The organism is Stutzerimonas sp. R40042, from assembly GCF_026642215.1.
Classification (GTDB): domain Bacteria; phylum Pseudomonadota; class Gammaproteobacteria; order Pseudomonadales; family Pseudomonadaceae; genus Stutzerimonas; species Stutzerimonas frequens.
Genome location: NZ_CP113258.1, coordinates 3901610 through 3920294, shown reverse-complemented (window position 1 = coordinate 3920294; position 18685 = coordinate 3901610). Strand labels below are relative to the sequence as shown.

Here is an 18685-nt window from a genome sequence, read left to right as displayed (position 1 = left end):
AATCCGCATGGCATCGCGAATGCCATGCGGTTGTCCGCTCAGCCGATCGCGGCCGCTAGCCGGGCGCAAACTGTTGTCATGAATCGCATTTTTAGGGTTGACAGCAGGGTATGGAACCGTAAAATGGCGCGCCTCTGAGGCGGGAACGTAACGCCAAGGAGCTGGAATGTTAGTTGTTCCGCGATAGCTCAGTCGGTAGAGCAAATGACTGTTAATCATTGGGTCCCTGGTTCGAGTCCAGGTCGCGGAGCCAAATTCCAATCGGGGTATAGCGCAGTCCGGTAGCGCGCCTGCTTTGGGAGCAGGATGTCGGGAGTTCGAATCCCCCTACCCCGACCATTTTTGGGTCGTTAGCTCAGTTGGTAGAGCAGTTGGCTTTTAACCAATTGGTCGTAGGTTCGAATCCTACACGACCCACCACACAGGCTTGCCTGGCAAGCATGAAAAGCTGGATGTCCGCACGGGCATCCAGCTTTTTTATTGCCTGCAGTTTAATGCTCGCCAGATGGCGCACCACGCGGGTGCGCCATTGATGCGTCAATGGAGTTTCAGGCGAGGTTCGGTACTGCGGCTGAGCTTGTCGCCCAGCATCATCAGCAGCGTGCGGGGCATGCCGTACAGCGCGATCTGGTGCATGCGGTACAGCGAGATGTAGAACATCCTTGCCAGCCAGCCCTCGAGCATGACGTTGCCCGTCAGATTGCCCATCAGATTGCCCACGGCCGAGAAGGTCGAGAGTGATATCAGCGAACCGTAATCCTTGTAGCGGTAGGTCGGTAGTGGCTTGCCTTCCAGTCGATTGCGGATCGATCGCGCCAGCATTGAGGCCTGCTGGTGAGCCGCCTGGGCGCGAGGCGGCACATTGCGGTCGCTGTCCGGCTGCGGGCAGGCGGCGCAGTCGCCAAAGGCGAAGATATTCTCGTCGCGGGTGCTCTGCAGGGTCGGGTCGACCACCAGCTGATTGATGCGGTTGGTTTCCAGGCCATCAAGCTCGTGCAGGAAGGCCGGTGCCTTGATCCCGGCTGCCCACACCTTCAGGCTGGCTGGAACGAACTCGCCCTGCTTGGTGTGCAGGCCGTCGGCGGTGACTTCGCTGACCGCTGCGCCGGTAAGCACCGTGACGCCCAGGTCCAGTAGCGTCTGGTGCACGGGCTGGCTGATCCGCTCGGGCAGCGCCGGCAGAACTTTCGGTCCGGCCTCGATCAGGGTGATCTTCACGTCTTCCGGCTTGATTCCATCGAGACCGTAGGCGGCCAGTTCCTTGGCCGCATGCAGCAACTCGGCGGCGAGTTCGACGCCGGTGGCGCCGGCGCCGACGATTGCCATGTTGATTCCGCGCGGCCCGCTTTCGCCGGCGTGCGCCTTCATGTAGTGGCTGAGCAACTGACGGTGGAAGCGCTCGGCCTGCTCGCGGGTATCGAGGAAGATGCAGTGCTCCGCGGCCCCCGGGGTGCCGAAATCATTGGTCGTGCTGCCGACCGCAATCACCAGGGTGTCGTAGTTCAGTGCGCGCGAGGGCACCAACTCCACGCCGAATTCATCGCGCGTGGCTTCCAGGCGAATGCACTTGTTTGCGCGATCCAGACCGGCCATGCGACCCATCTGGAATTCGAAGTGATTCCATTTGGCCTGCGCCACATAGTTGAGCTCGTCGGCCGATGAGTTCAGCGAGCCGGCTGCCACCTCATGCAGCAGCGGCTTCCAGATGTGGGTGAGATTCGCGTCGACCAGAGTGACCCGGGCTTTGCCGCGCTTGCCCAGGGTCCTGCCCAGGCGGGTAGCAAGCTCTAGCCCGCCGGCACCGCCGCCGACGATTACGATTCGATGTGACATGGGAATGACTCATAGCTGCAAGGAAATCGGGGCGGTGCGCCGGTGTGGGCTCAAAGCACCAGGCGACTCAGGAGACGGCTCAACAGCCCAAGGCCTATTACGATGGCCAGCACGACGAGCAACAGGAGCCAGGGACGAAACGGCCGGCGTTCGACCTGATGCTGCGGTGCGCGGAGGTAGTCATCGACGCGCTGCTGGTCTTCGGGGTTAAGGCGGCTGGGCATGGGCACCTCGAATAGAATGCAGGCATTCTAGCTGTGCAGGGTCAAAAGCCAAGCGCGAAGTGCGGCGCTTTGCCGCGCGGAGGGATCGTAGGCATGCCGGGCGGCATGCCCGTTGGGACGATCAGGTGTTCTTCAGCTTGCGCAGGTTGCCGATAACCGATTCGAGGGCGCGGTCGAAGAGCAGGGTGTCGTTGAGCAGGCGAATGGCGCCGCGCTGGAACTCGCTCGCCAGCCCCATGCGGGTCTTTTCCAAGACCTTCATGCCAGTACGGTTGACGAAGATGTACTTGCCGGTGGGCTTGATCACCGCGGCCAGCTTGCAGCGCAGCTTGTGCTCTTCGTCCTCCTGGAACTCGACCCAGCTGCCGACCCGAAGATTGTCGACCTTGATCAGCGCTTCATCGTTGTCCGGAAGGCTGACCTCGGGCTCCTGCTCGCGGCTTTCGCCAGGTGCCAGCAGAACGATCTCATCGACCACCTCGACCATGGCCGGTGCGCGGTCTTCGGCTGCGGCAGGCTCCGCTGGGACATCACTCGCCGCCTCGGCGTTGTCCGGGGAGGGCTGTGGCTGCTGGATGCGCTGTAGGGTCTGGACATGCAGCGCTTCGAGCTGGGTGAAGAAGTCTCCGGTGGAGAACGGGTCGAATGCTGCGCTAACCAGGCCCTCGCGCAAGGCCTTGAGAAGGCTGGGGACCAGTTCCAGCAGGCGTGCCCGCGACTCATCGTCCTCGTGTGGGGTCACGCTCCAGACCAGATCGTCCATGGTGTCCAACGCTGCCTGCCATTCCTCGGACTGGGTGCCATGCTTCAGGCAGGTGAGCAGCAGCACCTTGCTCCAGGCCTCTTGCAGCAGGCGTACCACGACTTCCGGAAGCGTCTTGCCGAGCAGGCGCTGGTTCAGCGCGTACTCCACTTCCTGGCGTGCAATCTCCGCCTTGGCGCGGCCTTCCTCAGCGTCACGGGTGCGCTGCTCGAGTAGCTCGCTGCGGCGGCGCTCGTCGCCCACGAATGCCAGGAAGTCGGCCAGCAACTCGGAGAAGATCGCCGGATCGTCGACAAAATCGTTGAGCAGGCGAGCCACGATCTGCTCGATCTTCTGATACAGGCTGTCGCGCTGGGCTTCGTCCTGGTCTCCCCAGCCCATCGCTGCCGAAGCGATCTCGTTGAGCAGGCGGCGTGCCGGATGGCTGCCGCGGCTGAAGAATGTCTTGTCCAGTACCGCGACCTTCAGCAGCGGGATCTGCAGGCGGCCAATCAGTGCCTTGAGCGAATCCGGCAGGGTTCGATCGTCGAGAATGAACTCGAAGAGCATGGAGACGAGGTTGATGACATCGTCATCGATCTCGCCGACCACGCGCGATTTTCCGGTCTTGGCGCTTACCCGGCTCAGCAGGCTGCCGAGCTGCTCCTGCAGATCGAAATCATCGACCGTCTGTGGCGCGCGGGCCTGCATATGCGACAGCAGGCGAAGCAGATCACTGCTGGAGATCGGGATGGCATCGCTGGGAACGTTGCGGGCCGGCAGCATGCTGCTGCCACGCAGCTCGGAAAGCAGATTGTGCAGGGCGCTGAACGCAGCCTCCTGCAGGCCCTCGTCGACCTGGACTGCCTGTCCGGACGGGGCGGCTGGTGCATGGCTGCCGGCCGGGACGCCTGGCCGCGGCTGGCGTCGCGGCAGAGCCGATTGGAGTTCGGGCAGGATGCCGGCTGCCACCAGTGTCTGGTTGGCTTCGGCGTAAAGCTGGTCGAGATCGCCGAGTACGTATTTTTCGAAGAGCTTGAAGATGATCAGCTTGACCTTGATTTCGACGCCCAGGCTGCTGCTGGCCTCGATGAAGTAGTCGCAAAGCGCGTGCGGGCCGAGCGGGTTGCTCTTGTCGTCGAGCTTCTTGCTGATCAGCGCATTCATGCGGGTGGTCAGATGGCCTAGCGGCTGCGCTGCTCGGCTCATGACCTTCGCTACCATGGTGTCGACGGCGACCGACTCCTCCAGTTCGTCATTCTGTACCAGCGACAGGCTGTCGAAGGAGACGGTTTCCGGCGCCGGTGGCTTGCCGATCTCATACTGGTTCAGCTTGGAGAAAGCCTCGAACAGTTGCTGCAGGAAGCCGCGCTCGATGTTGCGGCGCTTCATGCGCAGGTCGCGCATGGCCTCGAAGAAAGCGTTCTGTTCGGAGTTGCTGGTCGCGCGATCGGCGATTTCGAAGAGCGAGTCGTCGGCATTGTCGAACAGCGATTGCAGAGCCTGGCGCAGCTGCTGGGCAGCCTTGTCGCGCACGCTGATGAGCGCCACCGGCAGGCGGCCGGCTGGCGAGGAAGGCTTGTGCTCAGGGGCGGCCTTGTTCAGGTGCACCACTTTCGCATCGGTTCGCATCGAGACTCTCCTGCGGTCGCCTGTTTGAGGCGGTCACACGCCAGATGTTGAGCAGCGTCTTATAAAGGTAACCAGGTTGGCAGGGCAAGGCGAAGGTACCGGTGAGCCCGCATTAGGGCAGACTTTTGTATCGAGCCGGATTCCAGCCGCAGCATAGCCGAGCGCTTTGGTTTTACAACGACGTCCCGTCAGCTGGATGTCGCCATTTACGTGACGTCAATTTTCAGGGGCATTATAAGCATCTAAGGCCGATGCCAAGGCCGGTATTTTGTTGGACATGATCTGGCTCACAGATACTCGCGGCTTTTCCGCCAGGAGGTAAGGAAAGCTCGATGAGGGGCCTCATCGAGGGTGCGCTTGTCGCTGTGCAGCGGTCCGAGTCTTTATAATCTGGCAATTCAGAGGAGCCCGTCATGCCCAATCTCACGCTTGCCGATCTGTCGGCGGAAATCGACGCCAACGCACGCCGCGCGCTCGCCGAAGATGTCGGCAGTGGTGACATTACTGCCCAGCTGATCCCTGCTGAGCGCCTGGCTCACGCCTCGGTGATAACCCGCGAGGCTGCGGTGATCAGCGGAACCGCCTGGGTCGATGCGGTGTTCCGTCAGGTGGACCCGCGTGTCGCGGTCCACTGGCAGGTCGCCGACGGGGACAGGGTGGGTGCGGACAAAGTCCTTTTCCACCTCGAAGGGCCGGCACGGGCGCTGCTAACCGGCGAGCGTAGCGCACTGAACTTCCTGCAGATGCTCTCTGGGGTGGCCAGCCGTTGCCGGCACTATGCTGACATGGTCGAGGGCACCGGCGTCCGCCTGCTGGACACGCGCAAGACCATTCCGGGGCTGCGTCTGGCGCAGAAGTACGCGGTTACCTGCGGCGGCTGCCACAACCACCGGATCGGCCTGTACGACGCCTTTCTGATCAAGGAGAACCACATTGCTGCCTGTGGCGGGATCGCCGAAGCGGTAGCCGCTGCGCATCGCATCGCGCCGGGCAAGCCGGTGGAGATCGAAGTGGAAAGCCTCGAAGAGCTCGAGCAGGCGCTGGATGCGGGCGCGGATATCGTGATGCTCGACGAGCTGACGCTCGATGACATGCGCACGGCTGTGGCGATCACGGCGGGTCGGGCCAAGCTCGAGGCATCGGGTGGCATCAGTGACGACACGTTGCGCAGTGTTGCGGAGACGGGGGTCGACTACATCTCGATCGGCGCGCTGACCAAGCATATACAGGCGGTGGACCTGTCGATGCGCTTGCGTCAGTAAGAGGGGGAGAGCCTGGCGCAGCGGCTGCGCCAGGCGATGGATCAGTGACGGCTCTTAAGGCCGAAGTTTTCGTGCAGAGTGCCAGGGGTATCGTCGCCTTTGGGGGCATAGTCCTTCGGCGGTTCGGTGAAGGCCGGTGAGGACAGCCGCTCGCGCGAACCATGGTTCTCCTCGTGCAGCGCGGCCATCAGACGCTGGCGGGTCGGCTCGTCGAGGGCCAGGCGGTTGGCGCCGTCCGACAGGTGCTCCTGGATGTCCTGGTAGTTCTGGGTGAGCTTGCGCAGCAGGCTGGCGGTGGTGTTGAAGTGGGTGACCACTTCGCTCTGATAGGTGTCGAAGCGCTCTTGCAGGTCGTCGACCTGACGCTGTGTGCGGTTGGGTGCGCTGCTGCGCGCCACCAGATAACCGATGGCGATGCCGGCGATCAGGCCGACAATCGGGAGCAACCAGGTCGCGAGGGTCTGTTCCACGAGTCCTTCCTCTATATAAACGGCTGTGCTTACGTTAACGTCTCGTCCCTGCTCTGTATACCGCAACACGAGGCGGCGGTTATCGGCAGCTAGTTAGCAAGACGAGTCGACTCGTCCCAAGGTCACGGAGTTCCTGTTTTGTTGAAACGCGAAAATCCCCTGTCTATCGATGGCCCCTGCGGAGCGCTGGAAGCGCTGTACTTCGATCAGCCGCAGGCGCGCGGCCTGGCGCTGATCTGTCATCCGAACCCGGTCAAGGGTGGCACCATGCTGAACAAGGTGGTCTCGACTCTGCAGCGCACCGCACGGGATGCCGGCTACAGTACGCTGCGCTTCAATTACCGTGGCGTCGGCGGCAGTGCCGGCGCGCACGACATGGTCGAGGGTGAGGTGGATGACGCCGAGGCTGCGCTGCGCTGGCTGCGTCAGCAGAACCCCGAGCTGCCGCTGACGTTGCTGGGATTCTCGTTCGGCGGATTCGTTGCCGGCAGCCTCGCTGGTCGCTTGAACGCCGAGGGCGTGGCGGTGCAGAGGCTGATGATGGTCGCACCGGCGGTGTCGCGTCTTGCGGAGCTGTCGTTGGCTGACGACTGCCAGCTGACGATCATCCAGCCGGAACAGGACGAGGTGATCGACGCCGAGTCCGTGTACGCCTTTTCTGCGCAGTTGCAGCACCCCCACGAGCTGCTGAAAGTGGCAGAATGCGGCCACTTTTTTCACGGCAAGCTGGTGGAGCTGAAAGAGCTGGTCGCGCCACGCCTTTAACCGCTGCTTTCGTTCTTCAGTGCGCAACGATCGAGAAACGACCGAATGACTACCCGCATCCTGACCGGTATCACCACCACCGGCACGCCGCACCTGGGCAACTACGCCGGCGCGATCCGCCCGGCGATCCTCGCCAGCCGCGACGCGGCAGCCGACTCCTTCTATTTCCTCGCCGACTACCATGCGCTGATCAAGTGCGATGACCCGCTGCGCATTCAGCGCTCGCGCCTGGAAATCGCCGCGACCTGGCTGGCCTGCGGCCTCGATGCCGAGCGCGTGACCTTCTACCGCCAGTCCGATGTGCCGGAGATTCCCGAGCTGACCTGGCTGCTGACCTGCGTTACCGCCAAGGGCCTGCTCAACCGCGCCCATGCCTACAAGGCGTCGGTGGACAAGAACGTGGAGAGCGGCGAGGACCCGGACGCCGGTGTCACCATGGGCCTGTACAGCTATCCGGTGCTGATGGCGGCGGACATCCTGATGTTCAACGCGCACAAGGTGCCGGTGGGGCGCGACCAGATACAGCACGTGGAAATGGCGCGTGACATTGCCCAGCGCTTCAACCATCTGTTCGGCAACGGCCGCGAGTTCTTCACCCTGCCCGAAGCGGTGATCGAGGAAAGCGTCGCCACGCTGCCCGGCCTCGATGGGCGCAAGATGTCCAAGAGCTACGACAACACCATTCCGCTGTTCGGCAGCGCCAAGGAGCTGAAGGCAGCGATCGCCCGTATCGTCACCGACTCGCGCCTGCCGGGCGAACCGAAGGATCCGGACAACTCCCACCTGTTCACGCTTTACCAGGCGTTCGCCACCGCACAGCAGCAGGCGGACTTCCGTCAGGAACTGCTCGATGGTCTGGCCTGGGGCGATGCCAAGCAGCGCCTGTTCGAGCTGCTCGAAAACGAACTGGGCGATGCACGCGAGCTGTATCACCAGCTCATCACCAAGCCTGCCGAGCTGGAAGACATCCTCCAGGCGGGAGCCGCCAAAGCGCGCAAGATTGCTACCCCGTTCCTTGGCGAGCTGCGCGAGGCGGTGGGGCTGCGCAACTTCGCCAGCGAAGTGAAAAGCGCGGCGCCGGCGAGGAAGAAGTCCAGCAAGACCGCTCGCTTCGCCAGCTTCCGCGAGGCCGATGGCGCCTTCCGTTTCCGCTTCTTCGCCGCTGATGGCGAGGAGCTGCTGCTGTCCCGCCCGCTGAGCAATCCGAAGGCCATCGGCAGCCTGACCCAGCGCCTGATCGCCGGCGGGCCCGACGCCCTGGAACTTCGCGAGGACGAAGGCGATCAATTCACCCTGTGGCTGGACGACGAATGCATCGCCGACAGCCCGCACTACGAGAGCGCCGAAGCGCTCGACGCCGCCATGTTGCGGGTGCGCGAGGCGCTGGCCACGCTTGTCGAGTAACGCTGCTGGCTGGCCGGGCGCAGCCGATGGGTGCGCTCGGCGACGCGGTGATTTCCAAGTACGGGTGTCCCAGGAGGGCTGACGCTTGAACGACCTGAGTAAATTGCCAACCACCGAGGGCGCCGCTAAAGTGTCGGCCCCGTTTCACTACCCAGACTCCGCCATGACTCCTCTTGAGCGCTATCAGGCCGACCTGAAACGTCCTGACTTCTTCCACGATGCCGCCCAGGAAAACGCGGTGCGTCACCTGCAGCGTCTGTACGACGACCTGGTCGCCGACGATCGCAACAAGAGCGGCCTGCTCGGCAAGCTGTTCGGCAAGAAGCAGCAGGGTCCGATCAAGGGCATCTACTTCTGGGGCGGCGTCGGTCGCGGCAAGACCTACCTGGTGGATACTTTCTTCGACGCGCTGCCCTTCGAGCAGAAGATGCGCACGCACTTCCACCGCTTCATGAAGCGCGTGCACGAGGAAATGAAAACCCTCAAGGGCGAGAAGAACCCGCTGACCATCATCGGCAAGCGCTTCGCCGACGAGGCCCGGGTGATCTGCTTCGACGAATTCTTCGTCTCTGATATCACCGACGCGATGATCCTCGCCACGCTGCTCGACGAGCTGTTCAAGAACGGCGTGAGCCTGGTGGCGACGTCCAACATCGTGCCGGACGGCCTGTACAAGGACGGTCTGCAGCGTGCGCGCTTCCTGCCGGCGATCGACCTGCTGAAGAAGCACACCGAGATCGTCAACGTCGACAGCGGCATCGACTATCGCCTGCGTGCGCTGGAGCAGGCCGAACTGTTCCACTTCCCCCTCGATGCCGAGGCCGAGCAGAGCCTGGAACGCAGCTTCAAGAGCCTGCTGCCGGAGAACTGCCGGGTTGTGAACAACGACGCGCTGATGATCGAAAACCGTGAAATCCGCGCGGTGAAGACCGGCAACGACGTGGCCTGGTTCGAGTTCCGCGAGCTCTGCGATGGCCCGCGCAGCCAGAACGACTACATCGAGCTGGGCAAGATCTTCGGTGCCATCCTGCTGGCCAACGTCGAGCAGATGAACGTCGCCAAGGATGATATGGCGCGTCGCTTCATCAACCTGGTGGACGAGTTCTACGACCGCAACGTCAAGCTCATCATCTCCGCCGAAGTGGAACTGAAGGATCTCTACACCGGTGGCCGCCTGGAGTTCGAGTTCCAGCGCACCCTGAGCCGGCTGCTGGAGATGCAGTCCCACGAGTACCTGGCGCGTCCGCACAAGCCCTGACCGTGAACCGGTCGCGAAGACTTGTTCTTCGCGGCCGGGGTCACCCGCATGATTACTGCGCTGTTGTCGGAGCGGTCTCCCTGCCAGGCCGCCCGCTGCAGTCGGCTGCCCGCTTCGGCACGCCATGGCTGTTTCCGTGTTTGCCCTAGGATGCCGGCCGGTACTTCTGCCGATAGTGGTTCGGCGATAGCTCCGTGTGCTGGCGGAACAGCCGGGCGAAGAAGCTGGCATCGTCGTAGCCCACTTCATAGCTGATCGTCTTGATGCTTTTGCCGGTTGTGGCCAGCAGGCTCTTGGCCGTCTCGATGCGCAGGCGTTGCAGATAATGCAGCGGCTTGTCGCCGGTGGCGGCCTGAAAGCGACGCATGAAGTTGCGAATGCTCATGCCGTGCTGGCGGGCCACGTCCTCGAAGCGGAATTTCTCCGCGTAGTTGGTCTCCAGCCATTCCTGGATCTGCAGGATGCGGGTATCCAGATGCAGTTTCTGCCCGCCAAAGCCCAGCCGGCCGGGGCTGTAGCTACGCTGCAACTCGAACAGCACATCACGCGCCATGCCCTGCGCCACCTGCGCACCGCAGAAGCGTTCCACCAGATACATGTAGAGGTCGCAGGCCGATGTCGTGCCACCGGCACAGTACAGGTTGTCGCTGTCGGTCAGATGCTTGTCGGCGCTGAACTGTACGTCCGGAAACCGCTCGACGAACTCGTTTGCGAAGCGCCAATGGGTGGTCGCTTCCCGGCCATCCAGCAGTCCCGCCTGAGCCATCCAGAACGCCCCTGTGGCTTCACCGCAGATAACTGCGCCGGCGGCGTGCCGCTCGCGTAACCAGGGCGCGACCTCGGGGTACTGTGCGCAGAGCGCGTCGAAGTCGCCCCAGAACGCCGGCAGAATGACCATGTCGGCAGCGTCCAGCGCGGCATCCACCGCGATGGAGGTTCCGCTGAACGTGCTCACCGCCTGGCCGCCGGGACTGACCAGGCGAGTTTCGAACGCCGGCGTCAGATCCATCCCGAGCTGTCGGCCGTAGCGCAGGCTGGCCATGTGAAAGAAGTCCTTGGCCTGCATGAGCGTCGAGGCGAAAACCCCTTCGGTGGCCAGTATGCTGATGTGCTGTATCGAGGCGAGGTTGGGCATGAGCGTTCTAATTATTGTTGCGGCTGAGCAGGGCGAAACTGCCGTCTTGCGGCTGGAGCGTCCTATTTTTGGGCGGTGTTGTCCAGCCCTCGAAGAGTCGAGACGGCTGAACCCCGGGTCCGACAGCACGTCGAAACGCAGAAGCCAATGGAGCCATGCATGAACGAATCCAGCCACTTTCCAGCGAATCCTTTTGGCGATTGGGATGGCAGCCCGGCCGCGGCGCGAGCGCTGCAGCAGACGCTGGCCGCGCAGCTGCGTCTGCAGGACGACTTCCCGCCGCTGCGCCTGATCGCCGGGGTGGACGTTGGCTTCGAAGAGGGCGGCAGCATCACCCGGGCGGCGGCGGTGCTGCTGGATGCCGATACCCTGGAGCTGGTCGGCAGCAGCCTGGCGCGAATCCCGACCAACATGCCCTATGTGCCCGGCCTGCTGTCGTTCCGCGAGTTGCCGGCGGTGTTGCAGGCGTTGGCTGAGCTGCCGGCGGTTCCCGACCTGATCTTCTCCGACGGGCACGGTATCGCCCATCCGCGGCGCCTGGGCATCGCTGCTCACCTGGGCGTGGTAACCGGGCTGCCGACCATCGGTGTAGCGAAGAAGCTGCTCACCGGTGAACACGACGAACTCGACCTGCAGCGCGGCGCCCGGGTAGCGCTGCGCGACAAGAAGACCGGCGAGGTGATCGGCTGTGTGCTGCGCAGCAAGGACAAGGTGCGGCCGTTGATCATCTCGCCGGGCAACCGGGTAAGCATCGCCACGGCGCCGGAGCTGGTCATGCGCTACGTGACCCGCTACCGCCTGCCGGAACCGACACGGCTGGCCGACCGCCTTGCCTCCCGTCGCGAGGAGAAAGCCGCGGCACGGCGCCTGGGCGGTACGGCCGGGTAACGAATGGATTGTAACGGCGAATGCCGGTGCCAGCGGCAGCGCTTGCAGCGCCTGTCTCGCAAGCGCTAGCCTGCGGGCCTGCCGTCAGCATGGACCTTCACGATGCATCTGGATACCGCCACCGGCTGGTGCCATGGCGTCCACCATTGCCCGTCACCCAACTTCAACCAGCGGCCAGCCGGCGAGATTTCGCTGCTGGTGATCCACAACATCAGCCTGCCGCCAGGCCAGTTCGGTACCGGCAGGGTCCAACAGTTCTTCCAGAACTGCCTACAGCGCGACGAACACCCCTTCTTCGAGGAAATCGCCGAACTGCAGGTCTCGGCACATTTTCTCATCGAGCGTGATGGCTCGATTACCCAGTTCGTCTCCTGTCTGGACCGGGCCTGGCATGCCGGGGTGTCCTGCTTCGACGGTCGCGAGAGCTGCAACGATTTTTCCATCGGCATTGAGCTGGAGGGAACCGATGACCAGCCGTTCAGCGAGCCGCAATACCAGGCGCTGATCGCGCTATGCCGGATGCTGCAGAGCGGCTATCCGGGCATCACGCCGGAGCGGGTGTGCGGCCACAGCGACATCGCGCCGGGGCGCAAGACCGATCCCGGACCGGCCTTCGACTGGCAGCGCTTGCGTGCCGCCTCAATTACCTGCTGACGAAAGGAAACGGCGATGAGCTTTCTGGTGATTCTGCTCGTGCTGCTGGTGGAGAAATTCTCCGATTGGCGACCACGGCTGCAGTACGACCGCCCCTGGCTGGCGCGCCTGCGCCAGGCCGAGGCCAGCCCGCGCTTGCGCGGCGCTCCCTGGCTGGCGCTGGCCTTGCTGGTATTGATTCCCGTACTGCTGCTTGGCCTGCTGTTGGTCGCACTGGAACCATTGGCCTACGGCTGGTTGAGCCTGCCACTGCACTTGCTGGTGCTGCTCTACAGCCTCGGCCGCGGCCATGCCAAGGCTGAACTCGGCGCGTTCCGCGATGCCTGGCGTCGTGGTGATGAGGAGGCAGCCGCGCTGGCGGCCGAGCGTGACGCCGGCCTGCAGGCGCAGGACCCGCCGAGCCTGTTATCGGCGGTACAAACCTGGCTGCTGTGGCGCAGCTACGAGGGTTTCTTTGCGGTGATCTTCTGGTACCTGCTGCTCGGGCCGATGGCGGCACTGGCCTATCGACTACTGGCGCTGTGCGCCGAGCACGCCGAACTCGAAGGGCTGCGCGAGCGGGCCGAGCAGCTGCGGCATGCCTTCGACTGGTTGCCGGTACGCGTATTGCTCGGCAGTTTCGCCCTGGTCGGCAACTTCGTCGCGGTCAACCGAGCGCTGCTGCATGAGCTGTTGAGCTGGGACGTGCCGGCCCGGCGCCTGCTGGCCGATGCCGGTCCGCTGGCCGCCGATCTGCCTCCTGCGACCGAGGGTGAGGCGGGCATCGCGCGGCTCGACGGGATCGCGGCGTTGCTGGTGCGCACACGCGTGTTCTGGTACGCGGTGATCGCGGTCTGGACGATCCTCGTCTGAGCCTTATCCGCCAGCGGCGGCGCTGATGGACCTCCATAACGCCGCTGTATGAGGTTTGCCTGTCGAATCGCTGGAACCCTTGAGCCAGACGCCTCGCCGGGTGCCTATCCAATACAGAACTGCTGGCCATGATTTGGCCATTACCTTAAGTTACAAAAGCCCATACCGATATCCCGTATAACCCGGGCAGATGCCACTCTCTGACGAGCCCTGCTGCGCGTTGCAATTGCGTGCAAGCCAATACCAATAAAATTGGGAGACGTCGTGTGAATAGCCTGTTGTATCCCGCCATCGCGTTCATGAACCGCCTGAGCTTCGGCATGAAGTTCAGTCTGGTCAGCGTCCTGTTCTTCGTTCCCATGCTGCTGAGCAACTACTACCTGGTGCGCGATTCGTACCGAGCGTATGTCGGTACCCGCAACGAGTTGCAGAGTCTCGAGCTGCTCGGCTCGACACTGCAGGTGCGGCGCAGCATGGAGGACTGGAAAGACCTCGTGCACATCGAGTCGATCATCGGCCAGACCGGCAATGTCGAGGCGTTGCAGACGCGTCTGAACCGTGTCGAAAGCGAGCTGACGGCGCAGCTGCAGGCGCTGGCCCCCGTTGGCGATGCGCCCGAGCAGGTGGCCGAATTCAATGCCCGGCGCGACGAACTGGTGGCTGGTCTGCGGGCTGCCCAGGCCGAGCAATCGCTGCAGTCCAAGGCGGCCATGGCCGAGACGCTGTTGGGCCAGTCGCAGGTGATGATCAAGCTCGTCGCCGGTCAGTCCGGCCTCAGCCAGGATCTCGAGCGTGAGGTGCGTCAGCTGGCCGAGCTGCTGACCACGGTAACCCCGGCCATCAGCGCATCGCTCGGCGAAGGACGTGCGGTGGGCTCCTACACCTTCGGCCAGGGCTACCTGAACTCCGATGCCAGCAATACGCTGGACAACCTCGTGCTGGAACTGGAAAAGCAGCAGGCGCAGTACGCCGCACAGTTGCAGGACGCCCTCGGCGCGAGCCAGGCCGCGCGAACCCGGCTCGACGCTTTCGCTACGGCCAGCCGCGAGTCCCTGCAGGCGAGCAGCGACATCCTGCAGGACGAGGTGATCATGGCCGACGCGCTGGACCAGCCATGGGAACAGTTCTACGAGCGCATCAGCGCCGAGATGGCCAAGACCTACGAGCTGAACGACGCCATCCTGACATTTCTCGATGTGGAACTCGCCGAACGGTTGGAACAGAAGCGCCTGCTGATGACGCTGCTGCTCTCGGCCCTGGCGGTGGTGTTGTGTCTGGTGGCCTACCTGTATGCCGGCTTCTACGCTTCGACGCGCGCCTCGTTGCACAGTCTCGGCAGGATCATGGACAAGGTCGCCGCCGGCGACATGACCGCGCGCTATCAGGTACAGAGCCGCGATGAGCTCGGCGAGCTGGGCCAGGTGTTCAACACTACCGTGGCGCAGATCCGTGAACTGATCGAGCGCGTCGGCCATACCGTTGCCGAGGTGGAGCGCCAGGCCGGACGGGTGGAGAGCGTATCCGGCGAGAGCAACCAGACGGTATCCGAACAGCGTGGCCAGATCGAACAGGTGGCCACCGCGATGAACGAGATGTCGGCCACCGCCCAGGCGGTCGCCACCAGCGCCGAGGCCGCAGTGGGTAGCGCGCAGAGCGTCAACGAGGAAACCGTCAGCGGCCGTTCCCTGGTGGTCGCGCAGGTCGGCGGCATCCAGCGGTTGGCCAGCGAGATCGAACAATCGGTGGAGGTGATCAACCAGCTGGCTGGCGACAGCAAGGCGATCAGCCAGGTCCTTGACGTGATCAAGGCGATCGCCGAACAGACCAACCTGCTGGCCCTCAATGCCGCCATCGAAGCGGCGCGGGCCGGCGAGCAGGGCCGCGGATTCGCCGTGGTTGCCGACGAGGTGCGTGGCCTGGCGCAACGCACGCAGAAGTCCACCGCAGAAATCGAGCAGATGATTTCGCGCCTGCAGAACGGCGTCGGCGCTGCAGTGAAGACCATGCATGCCAGTCATGCGCTGGCCGAGGAAACGGTCGGGCAGTCGGCACAGGTGGAGCAGGCGCTGGAGAATATCCTCGGCGCGGTGGGGCTGATCGTCGATCAGAACCAGCAGATCGCCGCGGCTGCCGAGCAGCAGACGGCGGTGGCGCATGACATCGATCGCAACATCGTCGCCATCAACGAAGCCGGGCAGCGAACTGCCGAAGGCGCCGGGCATACCGAGCAGGCGAGCCGCGAATTGAGCCAGCTGGTCGGCCAGCTGCAGCAGCTGATCGCCGCCTTCCGCGTCTGACGGGCCGGCTCAGCGCCAGCCGAACAGTTCGCAGCTGTTGCGATAGCTGGCCGCGGCCAGCGTTTCGGGGGCGATGCCCTTGAGGTCGGCCAGGCGTTGGCAGATTTCCGGCAGCAATTCCGGGCTGTTGCGCTCGCCGGCATGCCCGGCCGGCGGGATGTCCGGCGCATCGGTTTCCAGCACGATGGCCTCCAGTGGCAGCTGTCGCAGCACCCGATGCATCCGCTGTGCCTGTGGCCAGGTGCCGGCGCCGCCGAGGCCGAGTCTGAAGCCCAGCCGCAGATACTCCTGTGCCTCTTCCCAGCTGCCGCTGAACGCGTGCACGACGCCGGCACGTTCGAGCCTGTAGCGCTTGAGCGTGGCGATCATCGGCGCATGGGCACGGCGCACATGCAGCAATACCGGCAACGAGAACTCCGCGGCCAGCGCCAGCTGCGCTTCGAGCAGCTGCTGTTGGCGCTCGACGTCCGGATTGTCGATGTAGTAATCCAGGCCGATCTCACCGATGGCGCAGAGCTTCGGCTCGCCGCGCAAGCGCTCCAGCCAGTCGCGCAGCTGTTCGACATGGGCGTCCTGATGTTCGTCGAGGAACACCGGATGCAGGCCCAGCGCCGCGTATACCGATGGCTCGTCACCGGCCAGCTGCCAAACCCGCTGCCAATTGGCGGCATGTACGCCGAGTACCACGATGCGCTCGACGCCGCCGGCCTGGCTGCGGGCGATCACCGCGGCGCGGTCCTCATCGAACGGATCGAAATCGAGATGGGTGTGGGTGTCGATCAGCTGCACGAGCAGACTCCGTACGGTCGGCGGTGAACGGGCGGCAATGCTACAGCCTCGTCAGCGGTTTTCCTCTTCGATCTGGATATCGCTGACGCCCAGTTCGCTCAGCCGGCTGGCTTCGCTGGGGTGCACCGGGTTCTCCCAGGGTGCATCGACCGCGGCGCGCGGCTCGCGGACATGGTGCAGGAGAATCTCCAGTTCGGCCTGTTCCAGGCTGGGCAGTTCGAACGAGCTCATCAGCAGCGAAGCGGGCTCGCCGTTGATGCGGTAGTGGATGCGGTAACGCTTCAGTTCGGTCATGGCAGGCTTCCGGCGGTCGGTACTGCAGTATCCGACCGCCGAAATCCGCTCAGGCTCCCGATTCGCCTTGCCCTTCGCGCTCGAGCAATGCCGCCTTGCGCGCCAGCCCCCAGCGGTAGCCGGTCAGCGCGTTCTGGCTACCAACCACGCGGTGACAGGGCACCAGCAGGCCGACCGGGTTGCTGGCGCAGGCACGCGCCACCGCTCGGGCGTGGCTGCCGAGGCTTGCCGCCAGCTCGCCGTAGCGGCGTGTCTGGCCTGCTGGAATCTGCTGCAACGCCTGCCAGACGCGCTGCTGGAAGGCCGTGCCGCGCAGGTCGAGGGGCAGTTGGGCGGCGCGCTGCGGTTCCTCCAGCTGGCCGATGATCGCCTGCAACCAATTGCCCAGCCCGGCCTGATCGCGCTGCAGCGTGGCGGCGGCGAAGCGTGAGCGCAGCTCCTGTTCCAGCGCGGCCTCGTCATCGCCGAACAACAGCGCGCAGAGACCCTTGTCGCTGGCGGCGATCAGCAGCAGGCCGAGCGGGCAGGAGGCCATAGCGTAACGCAGGGTTTCGCCAGCGCCCTTTCGACGCCGCTGCGCCGGGCTCAGCGCCTGCGCCTCGGCATAGGGCCCACGGGTGCCGGAGTAGCCGACGGCAAGGGCGGCATCGAGTACCGAATCGGCTTTCGGCAGCTGGGCGTCGAGGCGTTCACGCCGGCGCGCGGCGGCCCAGGCATGCGGCGTCAGGCCGGTGCGCGCCTTGAACGCGCGTGACAGGTGCGCCGGTGACAGACCGATGCGTGCGGCCAGCTGCGGCAGCGTCAGCGGCGTTACGGCGTCATCGAGCAGGCGGCAGGCGGCGACGACCAGCGCGTCCAGCTGCTGGCTCGGACTCGGCCCCAGCGGCGAACAGCGTCGACACGGGCGAAAGCCGGCGACTCGCGCTGCTTCGCCATCGGCGTAGAACGCCACCCGTTCACGCGCCGGGCGCCGTGCCGGGCAGCTGGGGCGGCAGAAAATACCGGTCGAGCGCACGGCGAAAACGAAACGCCCATCGAAGGCGGCGTCGCGCTCGCACAGCGCCTGCCAGTAACGGTCTTCATCGAGCATGGCGGTGCTCCAAGAGATGATGGTCCGATTGTCGGCTTTGCGCGTGCTTTGCGCCAAGCCAAAGCGTGCTTTCAAACTCGATGGGAGGCATGGAAGCCGCTATGCGATTGCCGTAACCTGCAGCCCCGCCCCGCACTGAAGGACCTGCAAGCCGCTGATGAAAACGCCTAAACGACTCGAACCGCTGATCGAGGATGGCCTGATCGACGAGGTGCTGCGGCCGCTGATGAGCGGCAAGGAAGCAGCGGTGTATGTGGTGCGCTGTGGCGACGAGCTGCGCTGCGCCAAGGTCTACAAGGAAGCCAACAAGCGCAGCTTCAGGCAGGCCGTGAAATACCAGGAGGGGCGCAAGGTGCGCAGCAGTCGCGATGCGCGCGCCATGGCCAAGGGCTCCAAGCACGGGCGCAAGGAGAAGGAAGAGAACTGGCAGAACGCTGAGGTCGCGGCCCTGTTCCGCCTGGCCGACGCCGGCGTGCGGGTGCCCAAGCCCTACGATTTCCTCGACGGCGTGCTGCTGATGGAGATGATCGCCGGCGAGGATGGCGATGCCGCGCCGCGACTGAACGACGTCGACCTGCATCCGGACGATGCCCGCGAGTTCCATGCGTTCATGATCCATGAAGTGGTGAAGATGCTCTGCGCCGGGCTGGTGCATGGCGACCTGTCCGAGTTCAACGTGCTGCTCGACGAGCATGGCCCGGTGATCATCGATCTGCCGCAGGCGGTGGATGCAGCGGGCAACAACCATGCCTTCGAAATGCTCGAGCGGGACGTCGGCAACATGGCCGCCTATTTCGGCCGCTTCGCGCCGGAACTCAAGTTCACCCGTTACGCCAAGGAAATGTGGGCGCTATATGAGCAGGGCAAACTGACGCCCGAGACGGAGCTGACCGGGGAGTTCGCCGAGCCGGAGGATGCCGCGGATATCGATGCGGTGATGCGCGAGATCAAGGCGACGTTGGCCGAGCAGGCGCGGCGGGAGGCCATGCGGGGCGCGGACGATGCGCCGCAGGATGAACCGCCGGAGCCGCCGTGGATGAAGGGCTGATTGGCAGTCTCCGGCGAGGGCCGGAGACTGTGGGCTCTGTTTTACTCA

General features: G+C 64.2%; 17 protein-coding genes and 3 tRNA genes. 12 read left to right on the top strand and 8 right to left on the bottom strand.

The features are described from left to right. Positions 1-177: 177 nt before the first annotated feature. From OUY36_RS18540 to OUY36_RS18530, 3 genes are all read left to right on the top strand, one after another. Positions 178-253: transfer RNA gene (locus OUY36_RS18540), tRNA-Asn, on the top strand. A gap of 9 nt (positions 254-262) precedes the next feature. Beyond that, a tRNA-Pro gene (locus tag OUY36_RS18535) sits at positions 263-339 on the top strand. A 5-nt stretch (positions 340-344) separates the two neighbouring features. Continuing rightward, a tRNA-Lys gene (locus OUY36_RS18530) sits at positions 345-420 on the top strand. A 117-nt stretch (positions 421-537) separates the two neighbouring features. On the opposite strand, the gene OUY36_RS18525 is transcribed toward OUY36_RS18530, so the two are convergent. The 3 genes from OUY36_RS18525 to OUY36_RS18515 form a co-directional block, all read right to left on the bottom strand. Continuing rightward, the gene (locus OUY36_RS18525; protein WP_133455606.1) at positions 538-1833 is read right to left on the bottom strand and encodes an NAD(P)/FAD-dependent oxidoreductase; all 1296 of its coding nucleotides are present in this window, start codon (positions 1831-1833) and stop codon (positions 538-540) included. Between the two features lie 50 nt (positions 1834-1883). After that, entirely contained in the window at positions 1884-2057 is a 174-nt protein-coding gene (locus OUY36_RS18520; RefSeq protein WP_073865939.1) for a DUF3094 family protein, read from the bottom strand. A 121-nt stretch (positions 2058-2178) separates the two neighbouring features. Further along, positions 2179-4431: a DUF1631 domain-containing protein gene (locus tag OUY36_RS18515; protein WP_267935503.1), complete on the bottom strand. Its 2253-nt coding sequence runs from the start codon at positions 4429-4431 to the stop codon at positions 2179-2181. A gap of 413 nt (positions 4432-4844) precedes the next feature. On the opposite strand from OUY36_RS18515, the gene nadC reads away from it, so the two are divergent. Beyond that, positions 4845-5693: a carboxylating nicotinate-nucleotide diphosphorylase gene (gene nadC / locus OUY36_RS18510; protein ID WP_110775891.1), complete on the top strand. Its 849-nt coding sequence runs from the start codon at positions 4845-4847 to the stop codon at positions 5691-5693. 41 nt (positions 5694-5734) lie between these two features. Here the strand turns inward: nadC and OUY36_RS18505 are convergent, their stop codons facing one another. Further along, on the bottom strand, positions 5735-6163 hold the full coding sequence (locus OUY36_RS18505) for a YhcB family protein (protein ID WP_063541913.1): 429 nt from the start codon (positions 6161-6163) through the stop codon (positions 5735-5737). A gap of 138 nt (positions 6164-6301) precedes the next feature. Between OUY36_RS18505 and OUY36_RS18500 the strand changes: the two genes are divergently transcribed. The 3 genes from OUY36_RS18500 (at position 6302) to zapE (ending at position 9590) form a co-directional block, all read left to right on the top strand. Continuing rightward, on the top strand, positions 6302-6928 hold the full coding sequence (locus OUY36_RS18500; RefSeq protein ID WP_200630475.1) for an alpha/beta hydrolase: 627 nt from the start codon (positions 6302-6304) through the stop codon (positions 6926-6928). Positions 6929-6973: 45 nt separating this feature from the next. Continuing rightward, positions 6974-8332: a tryptophan--tRNA ligase gene (locus OUY36_RS18495; RefSeq protein WP_267935501.1), complete on the top strand. Its 1359-nt coding sequence runs from the start codon at positions 6974-6976 to the stop codon at positions 8330-8332. Positions 8333-8495: 163 nt separating this feature from the next. Beyond that, a complete protein-coding gene (gene zapE, locus OUY36_RS18490; RefSeq protein WP_063541919.1) occupies positions 8496-9590 on the top strand; it encodes a cell division protein ZapE in 1095 nt (364 codons plus the stop codon). Between the two features lie 145 nt (positions 9591-9735). Here zapE and OUY36_RS18485 read toward each other — a convergent pair whose 3' ends face one another. Next, positions 9736-10725 carry a GlxA family transcriptional regulator gene (locus tag OUY36_RS18485; protein ID WP_063541921.1) on the bottom strand — a complete coding sequence of 330 codons (990 nt, stop codon included), beginning with the start codon at positions 10723-10725 and terminating at the stop codon, positions 9736-9738. Between the two features lie 159 nt (positions 10726-10884). Between OUY36_RS18485 and nfi the strand changes: the two genes are divergently transcribed. From nfi to OUY36_RS18465, 4 genes are all read left to right on the top strand, one after another. Beyond that, positions 10885-11613, top strand: coding sequence for a deoxyribonuclease V (gene nfi, locus OUY36_RS18480; RefSeq protein ID WP_267935499.1), 729 nt, complete (start codon positions 10885-10887; stop codon positions 11611-11613). A gap of 102 nt (positions 11614-11715) precedes the next feature. Continuing rightward, complete coding sequence (gene ampD / locus OUY36_RS18475; RefSeq protein ID WP_267935498.1) at positions 11716-12267, top strand: 1,6-anhydro-N-acetylmuramyl-L-alanine amidase AmpD; 552 nt, start codon at positions 11716-11718, stop codon at positions 12265-12267. Between the two features lie 15 nt (positions 12268-12282). Further along, on the top strand, positions 12283-13119 hold the full coding sequence (gene ampE, locus OUY36_RS18470) for a regulatory signaling modulator protein AmpE (RefSeq protein WP_208216763.1): 837 nt from the start codon (positions 12283-12285) through the stop codon (positions 13117-13119). A gap of 266 nt (positions 13120-13385) precedes the next feature. Then, complete coding sequence (locus OUY36_RS18465) at positions 13386-15416, top strand: methyl-accepting chemotaxis protein (RefSeq protein WP_267935497.1); 2031 nt, start codon at positions 13386-13388, stop codon at positions 15414-15416. 9 nt (positions 15417-15425) lie between these two features. Here OUY36_RS18465 and OUY36_RS18460 read toward each other — a convergent pair whose 3' ends face one another. Genes OUY36_RS18460 through ada form a run of 3 tightly spaced genes read right to left on the bottom strand, consistent with a single transcriptional unit; the run spans position 15426 to position 17589 of the window. After that, positions 15426-16205 carry a TatD family hydrolase gene (locus OUY36_RS18460; RefSeq protein ID WP_208216761.1) on the bottom strand — a complete coding sequence of 260 codons (780 nt, stop codon included), beginning with the start codon at positions 16203-16205 and terminating at the stop codon, positions 15426-15428. A gap of 51 nt (positions 16206-16256) precedes the next feature. Next, positions 16257-16499, bottom strand: a complete 243-nt coding sequence (locus OUY36_RS18455) for a hypothetical protein (RefSeq protein WP_253749882.1) — start codon at positions 16497-16499, stop codon at positions 16257-16259. A gap of 49 nt (positions 16500-16548) precedes the next feature. Continuing rightward, the gene (gene ada, locus OUY36_RS18450; RefSeq protein ID WP_102838672.1) at positions 16549-17589 is read right to left on the bottom strand and encodes a bifunctional DNA-binding transcriptional regulator/O6-methylguanine-DNA methyltransferase Ada; all 1041 of its coding nucleotides are present in this window, start codon (positions 17587-17589) and stop codon (positions 16549-16551) included. A gap of 157 nt (positions 17590-17746) precedes the next feature. Here ada and OUY36_RS18445 point away from each other — a divergent pair, with 157 nt between their 5' ends. Then, the gene (locus OUY36_RS18445; protein WP_063541937.1) at positions 17747-18637 is read left to right on the top strand and encodes a PA4780 family RIO1-like protein kinase; all 891 of its coding nucleotides are present in this window, start codon (positions 17747-17749) and stop codon (positions 18635-18637) included. The last annotated feature ends 48 nt before the right edge of the window (positions 18638-18685 follow it).